General features: G+C 46.3%; 13 protein-coding genes and 1 pseudogene. All 14 read left to right on the top strand.

Annotated features, from left to right (window positions below):
- On the top strand, positions 1 to 281 hold a 281-nt coding region (locus Q0140_RS11770), incomplete at its 5' end, for an AtpZ/AtpI family protein (RefSeq protein ID WP_366112882.1).
- Complete coding sequence (locus Q0140_RS11765) at positions 278 to 1,480, top strand: hypothetical protein (protein ID WP_297964808.1); 1,203 nt, start codon at positions 278 to 280, stop codon at positions 1,478 to 1,480. The genes Q0140_RS11770 and Q0140_RS11765, both read left to right, overlap by 4 nt.
- A 358-nt stretch (positions 1,481 to 1,838) precedes the next feature.
- Positions 1,839 to 2,891: pseudogene (locus tag Q0140_RS11760) on the top strand (quinone-dependent dihydroorotate dehydrogenase); the annotation flags it as partial.
- 962 nt (positions 2,892 to 3,853) lie between these two features.
- Positions 3,854 to 5,107, top strand: a complete 1,254-nt coding sequence (locus tag Q0140_RS11755; RefSeq protein ID WP_297964806.1) for a pitrilysin family protein — start codon at positions 3,854 to 3,856, stop codon at positions 5,105 to 5,107.
- The gene (gene dapA / locus Q0140_RS11750) at positions 5,100 to 5,996 is read left to right on the top strand and encodes a 4-hydroxy-tetrahydrodipicolinate synthase (protein WP_297964804.1); all 897 of its coding nucleotides are present in this window, start codon (positions 5,100 to 5,102) and stop codon (positions 5,994 to 5,996) included. The genes Q0140_RS11755 and dapA overlap by 8 nt, the downstream gene beginning before the upstream one ends.
- Positions 5,997 to 6,776, top strand: coding sequence for an enoyl-ACP reductase (locus tag Q0140_RS11745; protein WP_297964802.1), 780 nt, complete (start codon positions 5,997 to 5,999; stop codon positions 6,774 to 6,776). It abuts the gene before it with no gap.
- A complete protein-coding gene (gene pgsA / locus Q0140_RS11740) occupies positions 6,773 to 7,324 on the top strand; it encodes a CDP-diacylglycerol--glycerol-3-phosphate 3-phosphatidyltransferase (protein WP_297964809.1) in 552 nt (183 codons plus the stop codon). The genes Q0140_RS11745 and pgsA overlap by 4 nt, the downstream gene beginning before the upstream one ends.
- 133 nt (positions 7,325 to 7,457) lie before the next feature.
- Positions 7,458 to 8,096 carry a PAS domain-containing protein gene (locus tag Q0140_RS11735; RefSeq protein ID WP_297964800.1) on the top strand — a complete coding sequence of 213 codons (639 nt, stop codon included), beginning with the start codon at positions 7,458 to 7,460 and terminating at the stop codon, positions 8,094 to 8,096.
- 247 nt (positions 8,097 to 8,343) lie between these two features.
- Complete coding sequence (locus Q0140_RS11730; protein ID WP_297964798.1) at positions 8,344 to 8,700, top strand: Rid family detoxifying hydrolase; 357 nt, start codon at positions 8,344 to 8,346, stop codon at positions 8,698 to 8,700.
- An 83-nt stretch (positions 8,701 to 8,783) separates the two neighbouring features.
- Positions 8,784 to 10,160: a C4-dicarboxylate transporter DcuC gene (gene dcuC / locus Q0140_RS11725; protein WP_297964796.1), complete on the top strand. Its 1,377-nt coding sequence runs from the start codon at positions 8,784 to 8,786 to the stop codon at positions 10,158 to 10,160.
- Positions 10,161 to 10,170: 10 nt separating this feature from the next.
- Complete coding sequence (locus tag Q0140_RS11720; protein WP_297964794.1) at positions 10,171 to 11,334, top strand: PLP-dependent aspartate aminotransferase family protein; 1,164 nt, start codon at positions 10,171 to 10,173, stop codon at positions 11,332 to 11,334.
- 11 nt (positions 11,335 to 11,345) lie between these two features.
- A complete protein-coding gene (purB, locus tag Q0140_RS11715) occupies positions 11,346 to 12,713 on the top strand; it encodes an adenylosuccinate lyase (protein WP_297964792.1) in 1,368 nt (455 codons plus the stop codon).
- A gap of 5 nt (positions 12,714 to 12,718) precedes the next feature.
- Complete coding sequence (locus Q0140_RS11710) at positions 12,719 to 14,068, top strand: MmgE/PrpD family protein (protein WP_297964791.1); 1,350 nt, start codon at positions 12,719 to 12,721, stop codon at positions 14,066 to 14,068.
- 148 nt (positions 14,069 to 14,216) lie between these two features.
- Positions 14,217 to 14,409, top strand: a 193-nt coding sequence (locus Q0140_RS11705) for a hypothetical protein (protein ID WP_297964790.1), incomplete at its 3' end; no start/stop codon positions are given.

Raw genomic sequence — 14,409 nt, 5'->3', positions numbered from 1 at the left:
TAAACAAAATCGTAAAGGGCGCCTGCGACATCAGCCTAGGCATCTCAATCGTCGTGGCGATCGGCATCGGCGTGGCGATCGGGCTTGGACTGCGGCACCTCACGGGCTCACTGCTTTTGCTCTGGTTCGGCATCGCCATCGGCATTGCAGCGGCGTTTCTGAACGTTTACCGCGCGTGCAAGGCGCTAAATTCGAGCCTAAAAGAGCTCGAGGACGATCCGAAATACAAGGCGAATCCAAAAAATTTCGACGACGATGATGAATGGGATGAGCGGGATTGAATAGACGGTTCTTGCTCATATACTGCACGCTAAACGCGGCATTTGCCCTGCTTGGGCTAGCGCTTTGCGGCGCAGGGTTTTTCGGCACGGCCTCTTTCGGCGTGCGGGCTCTTGCGTGGCTTCTTAGCTTGGAAGCGGGATTTTTGGGCGCATTCGGCGCGGTATATTTTTCATTTCGCGCTTACCGAAACAAGATAGAAGATGAGCTAAGAGCCGGTAAATACGATGAAATTTTACAGCAAAGCTCTAAAAATTCCGCCGGTTTCATAAGCGGCAAAACTTCCGCAAACGATACGAATTCCGCAAGCCTTGGCGGCGAAAACCGAGGCGGCGCGAGCGACAACGATAAAATTTCATACGGCAAAATTTGCGGCGGCGAAATTTTAAAGAACGAAAGCTTTAGTGATCTAAATTCAGGCGCCGAAATTTCAAACGCGCAAAATTCCGAAGACGCCGTAAATTTCGCTAGCGGCGATGTCCGCATAGAAAACGGCGATAGTTGCGTCACGCACGATGAGACCGCCGCCGAGCGCGCCGCAAACTCTACCGAGCGTACCGCAAGCTCCGCTGGGTGCGCCGCCGATATAAATTTTACTCGCAGCTCAAATTTAGACGCCGAGTGCAGCAGAACCGCTGCTACCAAGCGCGACTTAAATTCTACCGAAGACAACCGCAACGAAACCCCTGCTTACGACGCGACCGCTTTGGGACACGTCGCCGATAAATTTAAAACGAATGACGGCAAGACTTGCGGAAACTCGCAAAGCGATATAGACGACGAAGCTAGCAATAGTTCGCAAGACGGCATAGACGAGCGTTGCGACGATTTGAAAGGCGGAGCGAGCGGCGACCTGGACGACGGCGTAGATAGCGGCGGCTGGAGTGACGGCGCAGATCGCAACAATCATAGCGATGGCGCAGGTAACGGCAAGCTAGGTGCCGCCGTTCGCGACAAATCAAAGGATGACTTCGAAGGCACGGATGATTTTGAGGGTGAGCTTGAGCGGAGCGAGGTGCGGAGCAATTTTGCGGGGGCATTTTTCTCTCCGTTTAAAATTTTGTCCTACGCGGCGCTCGTGGCGGCGATCTACCTGCTTGCCAAGCTGTCCTTGCTAAACCCGCTAGCTATTATCTTGGGCGTTGCGATCATTCCTCTGGGCACGATGATTGTTGCTTTCGGCGGCAAAGAGGCGCGCTAAACTCAAACAGCGCGAGTAAGACGCTTTAAATTTTAAAATTTAGCGTCAGCGGGATTGAGCGCATATTGGCGCAGGATAAAATCGCGTACGATGCCAGCCACCGCGAGCCGTGCCACGGGCACCGCGCGTTTCGGCACGTACCCGGGCGGGCTAAATTTATAAAATTTACGGCGCGCATCTTTGAGCTTCTGCGTAAATTCAGATCGACGCGGCGAGCCATAAAAATTTTACGCAGCCTCTTCCAAGCGCATAATTTCGGAACTAAATTTTACCGCCGCAGATTGCAAATACGGCGCGAAATTCTTATCTATATTTAATTAAATTTTAGCTACCATTACGCAAAATTTGAGGAAAAATTATGAATTACGATACCTTGAAAAAAATCTTTTTTCTATTCGATCCAGAAACCGCTCACAAGATCGCAGAATTCGGACTTCGCGCGCTCTATGCGACTCCGGGCGGACTTGAAGCTTTGGCAAAATTCGGCGTTTATAAAGATGAAATTTTAACTCAAAATATATGGAATCTCAGCTTCGATAATCCCGTAGGTATCGCGGGCGGATTCGACAAAAACGCCACAATGATCGCGCCTCTGGCGGCTCTTGGCTTCGGACACATCGATTTTGGCACCTTTACGCCGCGACCTCAAAGCGGCAACGAAAAGCCGCGACTTTTTCGCCTCGTTAGCGAGCAGAGCATTCAAAACGCGATGGGCTTTAACAACGAAGGCGCCGATGTTATCGAGCATCGCGTGCTAAAAATTTATCCTTTTAAAATCCCGATCGCCGCAAATATCGGCAAAAATAAGGCTACCCCGAACGAGGATGCGCTGAGCGATTATGAAGCCTTAGGTCGTAAATTTAACGGGCTGTGCGATTTTTTCATCATCAACGTAAGCTCGCCGAACACCCCGAATCTGCGCGCTTTGCAAGAAAACAGCTTCATAAGCGAGCTGATCGGAGCGATGAAAAAGATCACAAATAAGCCGCTCGTCTTAAAGCTGGCGCCCGATATGAGCGCGGCTCAGGCGATCGCGCTGTGCGAGTGCGCGATGCAAAACGGCGCAAGCGGCATTATCATAAACAACACCAGCGTTGATTATTCGCTAAGTCCCAATGCTAGGGATTTTGGCGGCCTAAGCGGCAGACTGATCACCGAAAAATCGCGCGAGCTTTTCGCGCAGGTCGCTCGCGAGCTCTTCGGCCGCACTATCCTAATCAGCTGCGGCGGCATAGACAGCGCGCAGGAGGCCTACGAGCGCATCAAATCGGGCGCGAGCCTGGTTCAAATTTTTACCGCCTTTATCTTCAAAGGCCCGTTCGTCGCAAAATCGATCAACGAGGGGCTAGCTGGGCTTTTGCGCGCAGACGGTTTCAATAACATAAGCGAGGCGGTTGGGGCGAATTTAAAAGATCGCGCAGGCGAAGGATACGGCGCCAGAGGCGATCAAGCCAAAAATCGCGACAACGGCGTGGATTTGCGCGCTTGCGAAAATAAAGGAGCTGGCGCTAAACCAAACGAAATTTTAAACGCGGCCAAAGGCGAGGAGACGGATGAAATTTCAAGTGCACCCGAAAGTAAGGAAACGGATGGAATTTCAAACGACGGCAAAAGCGAGATATCGAGCGCCCAAGCTGATGAAATTCCCGCCGTTCAAACAGATGAAATTCCAACCGATCAAACAAACTCAATCTCTGAATCGGACGAAAATTCTAGCACTTCGGCAAATTTAAGCACCTTGGTAAGCGCAGATACCGCGACGGATCAAAGCTCGGCCGAACAAAGCGGCACAAAAAGCGAAAATTCCGAGGTTAAAAACACAAAGCGCAACGGCGCAGAGAGCGAGAATTTAGAGGCTAAAAACGCAAAGCAAGGCAGCGTGGATCATAAGCAGGATAAAATTTCAAAAACTACCTCCAAAAGCGATGCGGATCAAAAGCGAAGCCAAATTTTAAAAAGTGGCGCAGGTTCCAAACGCGGTAAAATTTCCAAGGACGCTAAGCAAAAAGACGCCGCACAAAAAGATACTGCAAAGGATAATGACGCTTCTCAGAAGAATACCGTCCAGAATACTGCGCAGCAGAAGGACACTGAAGCAAAAAATCTCTCGAAAAGCGATGCAAAAAGCGAAAATTTAGAGGCTAAAAGGACAAAGCAAGGCGACACGGCAAGCAAAACCGTCAAAACAAAAACCGCGCCGAAAAATAGTGCAGAAAGCAAAAGTTCTAAGGTCAAAAACGTAAAGCAAAGCAGTGCCAAAACTAAAAATGCCGAGGCTAAAGAGACCAAAGAGCTTAAAGAGGCCAAAGAAGCGAGCGGCGCCCAAGACGCAGAGCAAAACTCAAGCAAAAAACGAAAGGCGAAAAAAGATTAATGTTTCCTAAATTTAAGAAAATCACGCTGCAAAACGGGCTTCAAATTTATCACATCCCGATGAATAAAGGCAGCGGCGTCATCAGCGTGGACGTGTTTTACAACGTCGGCTCGCGCGACGAGACGATGGGCAAAAGCGGCATCGCGCACATGCTGGAGCATCTAAATTTTAAATCCACGAAAAATCGCAAGGCGGGCGAGTTCGACGCGATCGTAAAGGGTTTTGGCGGCGTAAATAACGCAAGCACGGGCTTTGATTACACGCACTATTTCATCAAGTGCGCGAGCGCAAATTTAGAGGTCTGCTTGGATCTTTACGCCGACATAATGCAAAACTTAAGCCTCAAAGACAAAGAATTTCAGCCCGAGCGCAAGGTCGTGCTCGAGGAGCGGCTGTGGCGCACCGATAACGATCCGTTCGGATACCTATTTTTCAGGCTCTACAACGCCGCGTTTTTGTACCACCCGTACCACTGGACGCCGATCGGCTTTCGCAAGGACATCGAAAACTGGAGTATCAAAGATATCAAAGAATTTCACGCTAAATTTTATCAGCCGCAAAACGCCGTGCTGCTGATCACCGGCGACATCGGCGAAAAGGCGGCGTTTGATGCGGCTAAAAAATACTTCGCGCCGGTAAAAAACAAGAGCGAAATTCCGCGCCTTCACTGCACCGAGCCTGCGCAAGACGGCGAGAAGCTTAGCGTTATTTACAAAAACAGCGAGGCGCAGATCGTGGCGGTCGCTTTTAAAATTCCGCCGTTTAACCACCCTGACGCCGCGGCGATCAAAGCGATGGATATATATCTTAGCGGCGGCAAGAGCTCGCTTTTACAGCGCGTGCTAGTCGATGAGAAAAAACTCGCCAATCAGATCAACATCTACGATATGAGCGCCAAGGACGAGAATTTATTTATAGTCTTTGCCGTCTGCAACCAGGGCATAAGCGGCGAGACGCTGAGGGATGAAATTTTAGCGCTGATCGAAAAAGCTAAAAAAGCTAAAATAAGCGACGATGATATGCTAAAGATCAAAAATACCCTAAGTAGCGATCTGATCTACTCTCTCGACAGCGCTAGCAAAGTAGCGCAGATGTACGGCAGCTACATCGTCCGCGGTGATCTGGACGCGCTATTTAGGCTGGAGCGCGAGATCAAAAGTCTAGATAAAAACGCGGTTAAAAAAGCGATGAAAACCTATCTAAGCCTTAAAAGCTCCACGAGCATTATCTTACGAAAGGAAAACGATGAATAAAAATGTCATAATCGGCTCTATGACGGCGCTGATCACGCCTTTTAAAGAGGGCAAACTGGACGAGCAGACCTACGCTAAGCTCATCAAAAGACAGATCGCAAACGGCATAAGCGCGGTCGTGCCCGTAGGCACCACGGGCGAGAGCGCGACGCTGACGCACGACGAGCACCGCGTCTGTATCGAGATCGCCGTAGATGCGTGCAAGGGCACGGACGTCAAGGTGCTAGCGGGCGCGGGCAGCAACGCAACTCACGAAGCGATCGGGCTAGCGCAGTTTGCGCAAGCTCACGGCGCGGACGGAATTTTATCCGTAGCGCCCTACTACAACAAACCCACCCAAAAGGGACTCTATCTGCACTACAAGGCGATCGCTAGCTCGGTAGATCTGCCGGTACTGCTCTACAATGTCCCCGGTCGCACCGGCTGCGACATAGCCGCAGATACGATCATCAAGCTTTTTAACGACTGCGAGAACATCTACGGCGTCAAAGAAGCCAGCGGCAGCATCGATAAATGCGTAGATCTGCTAGCGCACGAGCCGCGCCTTAGCGTGCTTAGCGGCGAGGATGCGATCAACTATCCGATCCTAAGTAACGGCGGCAAGGGCGTGATCTCCGTCACCGCAAATTTACTGCCCGATTACACGGCAAAGCTAACGAAATTTGCGTTGCAAAATGAGTTTTTAAAAGCCAAGCAGATCAACGACGATCTCTACGCGATCAATAAAATTTTATTCTGCGAGAGCAATCCGATCCCGATCAAGGCGGCGATGTATATCGCGGGCCTCGCGCCGAGTTTGGAGTACCGCTTGCCGCTTTGCGAGCCGAGCGCGGAAAATCTCAAAAAAATAGAAAACGTAATGAAACAATACACTATCAAAGGATTTTAATTGACGAACGAATTTAAAGGAAAAACGCTAGTTATCAGCGGCGGCACGAGAGGCATAGGCAGGGCGATAGTTTTGGAATTCGCAGCTGCGGGGGCAAATATCGCTTTTACGTATAATTCCAACGAGGAGCTGGCGACTTCGCAAGCAGCCGAGCTTGAGAAGACTTACGGCATCAAGGCGCGCGCTTATGCGCTCAATATCTTAGAGCCCGAGACCTACAAGGAGCTCTTTGCCAAGATCGACGAGGATTTTGCGCGAGTGGATTTTTTCATCTCAAACGCCATCATCTCGGGTCGCGCGGTCGCGGGCGGATACACTAAATTTATGAGGCTAAAGCCGCGCGGTATCAACAATATCTTTACCGCGACCGTAAATGCCTTCGTCGTGGGCGCGCAAGAAGCCGCAAAACGCATGGAAGCGGTAGGCGGCGGCTCGATCATCTCGCTTAGCTCCACGGGAAATTTAGTCTATATCGAAAACTACGCGGGACACGGCACTGCAAAAGCCGCCGTCGAAGCGATGGCGCGCTACGCCGCGACTGAGCTAGGAGAGAAAAACATCCGCGTAAACGTCGTTAGCGGCGGGCCGATCGAGACGGACGCGCTGCGGGCCTTTACGAACTACGAAGAGGTACGCGATAAAACCGCCGAGCTTAGCCCGCTAGGACGCATGGGACAGCCGGAGGATCTGGCGGGAGCATGTTTATTTCTATGCTCGAGCAAGGCTAGCTGGGTGACGGGGCACACCTTCATCGTCGACGGCGGAACGACCTTTAAATAATGCTAAATTTACCCAATATTTTAGCGAGCTTTCGCGTTGCGCTGGCGCCGCTGTTTTTCTGGCTGATCTTACTAGCTGGCCATGCGAACGGCGGCATGGTGGGCTCGGTGCACGTCAGCTGGATCGATTATTTCGCCGCGCTAGTCTTCGTAATCGCCTCCGTCACGGACTTTTTCGACGGATACATCGCGCGCTCTTGGAACCAGAAGACCAAACTAGGCGCCATCATCGATCCGCTCGCCGATAAGATGCTGACGCTTGCGGGCTTTTTGGGGCTTATGTTTATCGGGCGCGCCAGTCCGTGGGCGATCTACTTAATCCTAATCCGCGAGTTTTTCATCACGGGTCTTCGCGTAGCGATGGCGGGCGACGGCATAGAGGTCGCCGCGTCGATGGCGGGCAAGGTAAAGACGGTCTTTCAGATGATCGCTATCGGCTGGCTAACGATGCAGTGGCCTTATGCAAGCGCCCTACTCTGGATCGCGGTCGCACTGACGCTATATTCGGGTCTTGAATATATCGTAGCATACGCGCGAGTAAAGCATTAAGCGGGATCGGGCATCTTACCGCCGTTATGATTATTTTCGGCATGGCTCGTGTCGAAATTTTAAATTTATTATTCAAAAATGACCCGCGCATCGCTCGTTTGTCATTGTAACATTTGAAAAGGGGGTGTTTAACATGACCGAAGATCTGAAAAAACGGTATGAGAAATTAGTAAAATTTTTGGGCGAGGTGCTCGGGCAAAACTACGAAATAGTCCTACACGATATAAATCAAAAACGTTCAAGCGTCGTCGCGATCGAAAATTCTCATATCAGCGGCCGCAGCGTCAACTCTCCACTCACGGGCTTCGCTCTGGAGCTTATGCAGTCAAAAAAATACCTCGAATGCGACTATATAACCAATTATAAGGCAAAAACCAGTTCAAATTTAAAGATCAACGGCTCGACCTTTTTCATAAAAAACGGGCAAAACATAGAAGGGATGCTGTGCATAAACTACGACGGGAGTAAATTTGAAAAGCTCTCAAACGAGCTTTTAAGGCTTACAAATTTAACCGCGCCAGACGCCAAAACTAGCGCCCAAGACGCGATAGAGCAGCTCAGCAAAAATATAGAGGAGATCATAGAAGATATATTAAAAAGGCACAATCTGGACGCGGGCGATCCGAGGCCGAAAAACAGGGCGGAGTGCATAAAAAAGCTTTTTGAAAACGGGATTTTCAACGTCAAAGGCTCAATCCCCAAAGTGGCGAAATACCTAGGTATTTCGGAACCCAGCGTTTATCGCTATCTGCAAAAAAATCAAAACGATTAAAATTTCGCATAAAGCTTAACCGATCGCGACGCGCAGTCGGCGCTTTTACTCACTTTTACCCATAATCAATAATTTTTTATTAAATAAAGTAAAGTCCGTAAAATATAGCTATTAAGTCAATGATGTCCGTAAATTTCAAATCAAATATAAGAAATTTATCTCAAATTTATCCAAATTCAATAAAAATTTATCTAGTTTCCTGTAAAATTTTCAAGAACAATAAAATTTTATCGCCAGGAGGAAACGTATGGAAAACTACCCAAAGGCTATAGGTCCTTATAGCGTTTATAGAATCTGCGGAGATCTGATATTTATCTCGGGTCAGCTGCCGATCAATCCTACGAGCGGTGGGCTTGTGGAGGGCATAGAAGCCCAGACGAAACGATCGCTGCAAAATATAGAAGCCGTTTTATGCGAGCTTGGTTTAAATTTTGAAAATATCGTAAAAACAACCGTGTTTTTATCGGATATTCAAAATTTTGCCAAAATGAATGAAATTTACGGCGGCTTTTTTAAAGCGCCGTATCCGGCAAGAAGCGCCTTTGCGGTAAAAGATCTACCAAAAGGCGCTATGGTGGAGATAGAAGTTATCGCCGAAAAATAAGATAAATTTAATCATAAGGTTAAATTTATCCGTATTCGTATTTTAAATTTATACGAACAAACGTAATAATTAAGGACAAAACAATGTTAGGACTAATCATAGCCTTGGCTGTCATAGCATTCTTGGTTTTTATGCTTTATAAAAAGGTTAACGCGCACGCCGCCTTACTCATAAGCGGACTTTTGTTATTATCGTTAGCCGCTATTTTTGGCATAGGAGAAATTATAGATCCTAAGAAGAGTCTGAATTTTGCATTTTTTGATCTATTTGAAGTAATAAATCAAAAGATGTCCTCCACCCTTGCGGGGCTTGGACTTACGCTTATGTGTATCGCAGGATTTTCTGCATATATGGATCACGTAGGAGCTAGTTATTCGCTTTTTAAGGTATTTGAAAAGCCGCTTCAAAAAGTCAAAAATCCATATGTACTACTAGTCGTTTCTTACTTCGTAGTGCAGATCATCGTCCTTTTTATCCCATCCCACGCAGGACTTGCGCTACTTTTAATGGTTACGCTATATCCTATTTTAATTAGAACCGGAGTTAGTAAGCTCTCGGCGCTTTCAGTAATAGGCTCTTGCCAGTTTATCGATCACGGTCCCGGAAGCGGAAACGTAATATATGCTTCAAAGGTAGCAGGCATCGATCCTGCGGTTTATTTCGTAAGCCATCAACTTCCTACGACCATTCCTATCATCATAGCCGTTGCGATTACGGTATATTTTTCGCAAAGATATTTTGATAAAAAAGACGGCTTCGTATTTGATGCCGTTGCTGTGGAGGAGGATCTCAAAGAGACGGGAGAAAAAGAGATCAAAAAGCCGCCTCTTATTTATGCTATACTTCCCATCATTCCGATAGTTCTAATACTCGGCTTTAGTAAAATTGTTGGCAGCTCCATTAAGATGAATGTGCCGGTAGCTATGCTGATCTCAACCGTGATCGCTATTTTATTTGAGTGCGTCAGATACAAAAGCCTCATAGAGACGGCAAATTCCTTGATGATATTTTTTAAAGGAATGGGTCATCTTTTCGTAATCACCGTTTCGCTCATCGTCTGCGGTCAGGTTTTTGCAAGCGGTCTTTTAGCAGTAGGCTTTGTCGATACTTTGATAAATTTTGCAAAAGACGCAGGGGTCGGTGTATTTGCTATCATCGTTTTTGTCTCTTTCCTTCTTGCAATAAGTGCATTTTTGATGGGTTCGGGAAATGCAGCATTTTTTAGCTTTGCTGGACTAATCCCGGATATCGCCAAATCATTTAATGTCGAGACAATCTCTATTATCCTACCGGTTCAAATAATGACGGGCTTCGGTAGATGTATGTCACCTATCGCACCCGCTATCATCGCAGTCGCCACAATCGCCAAGGTTAGCCCGTTTGCTGTAGTAAAAAGAACGGCACTTCCGATGATAGTCGCCGGGCTTACAAATTTAATAATGACATTTATATATCTATAAGGAGAATTTTATGCAACTAGATACCAAATTAACTCACCTCGGAAGAGGAGATGAGAACTTAGATGTCCGCCCTGTCAACGCTCCCGTAATGAGGGCTTCTACGATTTTATTTAAAAATCACGACGCTTGGCAGGCGACGAGAAAAGCTCGTGAAACACAGCGAGTCTTAAGCTACGGCGCGAGAGGAACTTCCACTAATTTTGAGCTTGAAAAGCTTCTTTGCGAGCTTGAGGGTGGATACAGAGCCCAGCTTTTTCCTACCGGCCTTGCTTCTTTGGCGATGGTTTTGTTAAATTACGCAAGCGCGGGAGCTCATTTTATAATAACCGACGCCATATACGGGCCCGTTCGTGCGATATGCGAGAAATTTTTAAAGAATGTGGACGTGCAGGTCGATTTCATCAAAGCCGATGCAAGCGACGTGGAAGCAAAGATAAGACCGAATACCAAATTAATACTCTGCGAGAGCCCGGGCTCTATTCTTTATGAAATCATTGATCTACCAAAGCTTTGCGAAATAGCTCACGCGTATAATATCCCCGTAGCAATAGACAGCACATACAGCTCGGGCTATTTGCTACATCCAATGAAGCTTGGAGTGGACATCGTGGTAATTGCCGCGACAAAGTATCTAAGCGGTCATAGCGACGTAACAATGGGTGCCGTAATAATCAATGAAAAAGAGTGGAAAAATTTCGACAAACTTCCTGAAATTTTCGGCTTTACGGCAAGTCCCGACGATGCTTATCTAGTCTTAAGAGGTATCAGAACTCTTGGTGTAAGGTTAAGAGAGCATGAAAAATCTGCCAAAAAGATAGTAGAATTTTTGCAAAGCAAGAAAGAGATAAAAACAATATTTTATCCTACCCTAAAAACACATCCGAACCACGATGTTTTTATGCGCGATCATTTGGGTGCAAATGGAATGGTAACGATAGAATTTAATGACGGCATAAGTAAAGAAGATGCGATCAAATTTGTAGATGATCTTAAACTGTTTTCTATCGGAGCCTCTTGGGGCGGATATGAGAGTCTGGCTACGGTTACCGTTCCTCCCAGAACGGCAAGCGATTGGAGTAAGAGAGGACCGTTCGTGAGATTTCATATCGGACTTGAAGATGCAAGCGACCTTATAGCCGATCTGACCCAGGCTCTTGATAAAATTTCAAAGTAAAAGGATGCATCATGCAAAAAGTAAGCGTTTTTGATATGCTCATACTTCAGGATTCTTGGAGCACTTCCGAGATGAGAGAAATTTTTTGCGAAGAAAATAGAATTCAAAAATGGCTCGACGTCGAAGCTGCGCTAGCTAAGGCTCAAGCAAAGCTAGGCATTATTCCAAAAGAAGCGGCCGATGAAATTTCGAAAAAAGCGTTTTTTAAATTTATGGATATGGATTTTATATTTAATGAATTTAAAAAGACGAAACATCCACTCGTGCCGACCGTTAGGGGTCTTGAAAAGGCTTGCGAAAAGGAATTCGGACAATTCGTACATTTTGGCGTCACTACCCAAGATATCATAGATACGGGTCTTGTTTTGCAGTTCAAAGAGGGGTTGAGTCTTATCAAAAAAGATTTAAAAGATATAGCAAAAGCTCTTTTGAAGCTAACAAAGGAGCATAAAAATACTCCGATGATGGGTAGGACGCTGTCCTTACAGGCTCTTCCCATCACGTTCGGTCATAAAAGTGCCATTTGGCTATCAGAGCTAAATAGACATTTTGAGCGGATCGAGGAGCTGGAGAAAAGACTATACGTAGGCTTAATAGTCGGAGCAGTAGGAACGAAGGCATCTTTAAGCAATAAATGCAATGAGCTTGAAGAACTCGTAGATACATCGCTAGGATTGCAGACGCCCGATATCTCTTGGCAGCCGGCGCGAGATAGATTTATAGAGCTCGGATACGTACTTGGTAATATTAATGCGACTTTCAATAAGATCGCTCATCAAATTTTAATTATGTCGCACAACGAGCTTGATGAAGTGGCCGAGCCTTTCGGCAAAGGCCAAGTGGGAAGCTCCACGATGCCGCATAAGCGCAACCCGGCTATAAGCGAAAATGCAGTAACCGTAAGCAATACCCTTAAAGCCAATATAGCAATACTCTCGGATATCGAAAGGCACGAGCATGAAAGAGATGGCCAGGTGTGGAAGATGGAGTGGAAGCTACTGCCTGAAATTTTCTTAATGCTCTCCGTGGTTTTGGCGAATATGAAAACCGTCCTATCGGGACTTGAAATCAAAAAAGATAAGATGCTTAAAAATTTAAATGCGCTAGGCGGCTTCGTTTTAGCCGAACGAGTAATGTTTGCTCTTGCAGATCGGCTTGGTAAGCAGCACGCTCACGAGATAGTTTATGAAGCGGCGATGAGAGGCATAGAGGAAGGGCTAAGCTTTAAAGAGGTTTTGCTAAAAGATAAAAACGTATCTAAAATCCTCGATAAAAAAGAGATAGAGAGGTTGCTTGATCCGACGACTTATGTCGGCTATGCCCCACAGCTTGTGAATGATTTTTTACAAAAAATTAAAAACAGCAAAATTTTAAAGTAGCCGCCATGTACTCGGTAGAAATTTCTAAATTTATCTCCACGCTCAACTATCAAAATATCCCGCAAGAGGTCATATCGCGGGCTAAAGAACTGATGCTTGATTGCATCGGCGTAGGCATAGCCGGTAGTAGCGAGCAAAGCGTACAAAACGCCATAAAAGCCATAAAAAATTTACCTGGCAGTAGCGGAGAATGTAAAATTTGGGGGCGGAATGCAAAATTCGCCCCCAATTATGCGGCAATGATAAACGCCATCAGCTCGCACGCGCTTGATTTTGATGATACGCATACGGAGGCGATCGTGCATGCAAGCGCAATTTTAACGCCCCTTTGTCTAAGCTATATGAGCTACCTGAAAATTCCTAAACGCAGAATTTTAACTGCTTTCGTAGCGGGATGGGAGGTCGCCGCAAGACTTGGTATAGCCTCAAAAGGAAGCTTTCATAAACGTGGATTTCACACCACGGCAATCGCAGGGATTTTCGGCGCCACCACCGCTATGTGCGTAGCATTAAGACTAAAGCAAGAGGAATGCGTAAATGCTTTAGGGCTCGCTGCAAGCTATGCAAGCGGCATCAACGAATTTTTATCAAACGGCTCTAACTCCAAGGTTATACACGTCGCAAACTGCGTAAATAACGCTATTTTGGCGGTGAATTTCGCAAAAAACGCAATGAGCGGGCCGGTTAGTGTTTTTGAAGGTAGAGATAATGTCTTTAAGACCTTCGGCATAGAAAGCGAATGCGACAAAAGCGAGCTTGTAAGAGGTCTTGGCAAAATTTGGCAGATTATGCAGGTATCTATCAAGCCCTATCCGAGCTGCCATTTTGCGCACGGACTGATCGACTGCGCGATCTTACTTAGAAAAGACGGACTAAAAAGCGACGATATAAAAAGCATAAAGTGCTACGTCGATGAGGTCCCCATAAGCTTTATCTGCGATCCGATAGAGCTTAAATACGCTCCAAAAACAGCTTATGGGGCAAAATTTTCTATGCCGTTTTTAATGGCTACGGCTTTTTTTGACGGCGAGTTAAATTTAAAAAGCTACGAAAATTTAAATAGAGCAGAGGTAATAAAGCTTGCGAAAAAAATAACCTATGAAAAGCGCAAAAACGAAGGCTTTCCTAAATACTTCCCCGGACACATAGAGGCTGCTTTAAAAGATGGAAAGATCATAAAAAAAGATGTTTTTATCAACCGAGGAAATTTCGATAATCCACTAAGTTTCGATGAAATTTTTGCAAAATTTAGACAGTGCGCATCTATTAAATTTAGCGAAAAGAGGCTTTTGGCAATCAAAGAAGCCGTAAAAAATTATGAAAGTTCCGAGGTGGACTTAGATAAAATTTTATAATTCGCCCAAAGCCCGGTGAAATTTCAAAACAAGCTAAATTTAAAGCGTCATTTTGATTGCCCAGATCGTCGCAATCAATTTATTGTACTGACTACTCAACCCTCGATAAGCTGCGCAGGAGCAAATTTTATTTCTAGGCAAGGCGCTTATGTTATACCGACTCAAGTATCGCTCCGACTATCCGCCGCGCGCCCTTAATTTAGCTAAATTTATAGCCCGAAACGGCGGCGGGCTAAGTTTAAAGCTAACCAAGTTTAAAAAAGCGAGCCAAGGCTTTAAACGGCAATCTAAGCTTAAAATTTGCAAAATAATAGTAAGCTTAGCCCATTTTTTACAAAGGT

Origin of the sequence: uncultured Campylobacter sp. (assembly GCF_938045405.1) — a bacterium.
Taxonomy (GTDB): domain Bacteria; phylum Campylobacterota; class Campylobacteria; order Campylobacterales; family Campylobacteraceae; genus Campylobacter_B.
Note: the sequence above shows the minus strand (reverse complement) of the source record. Positions and strands in the feature narration are given on the sequence as shown.

Bases quoted from the DNA above. Each gene is read 5' to 3' on its own strand.
- Q0140_RS11755 (WP_297964806.1), top strand. From the start codon at position 3,854: ATGTTTCCTAAATTTAAGAAAATCACGCTGCAAAACGGGCTTCAAATT.
- dapA (WP_297964804.1), top strand. From the start codon at position 5,100: ATGAATAAAAATGTCATAATCGGCTCTATGACGGCGCTGATCACGCCT.
- Q0140_RS11735 (WP_297964800.1), top strand. From the start codon at position 7,458: ATGACCGAAGATCTGAAAAAACGGTATGAGAAATTAGTAAAATTTTTG.
- Q0140_RS11730 (WP_297964798.1), top strand. From the start codon at position 8,344: ATGGAAAACTACCCAAAGGCTATAGGTCCTTATAGCGTTTATAGAATC.
- dcuC (WP_297964796.1), top strand. From the start codon at position 8,784: ATGTTAGGACTAATCATAGCCTTGGCTGTCATAGCATTCTTGGTTTTT.
- Q0140_RS11720 (WP_297964794.1), top strand. From the start codon at position 10,171: ATGCAACTAGATACCAAATTAACTCACCTCGGAAGAGGAGATGAGAAC.
- purB (WP_297964792.1), top strand. From the start codon at position 11,346: ATGCAAAAAGTAAGCGTTTTTGATATGCTCATACTTCAGGATTCTTGG.
- Q0140_RS11710 (WP_297964791.1), top strand. From the start codon at position 12,719: ATGTACTCGGTAGAAATTTCTAAATTTATCTCCACGCTCAACTATCAA.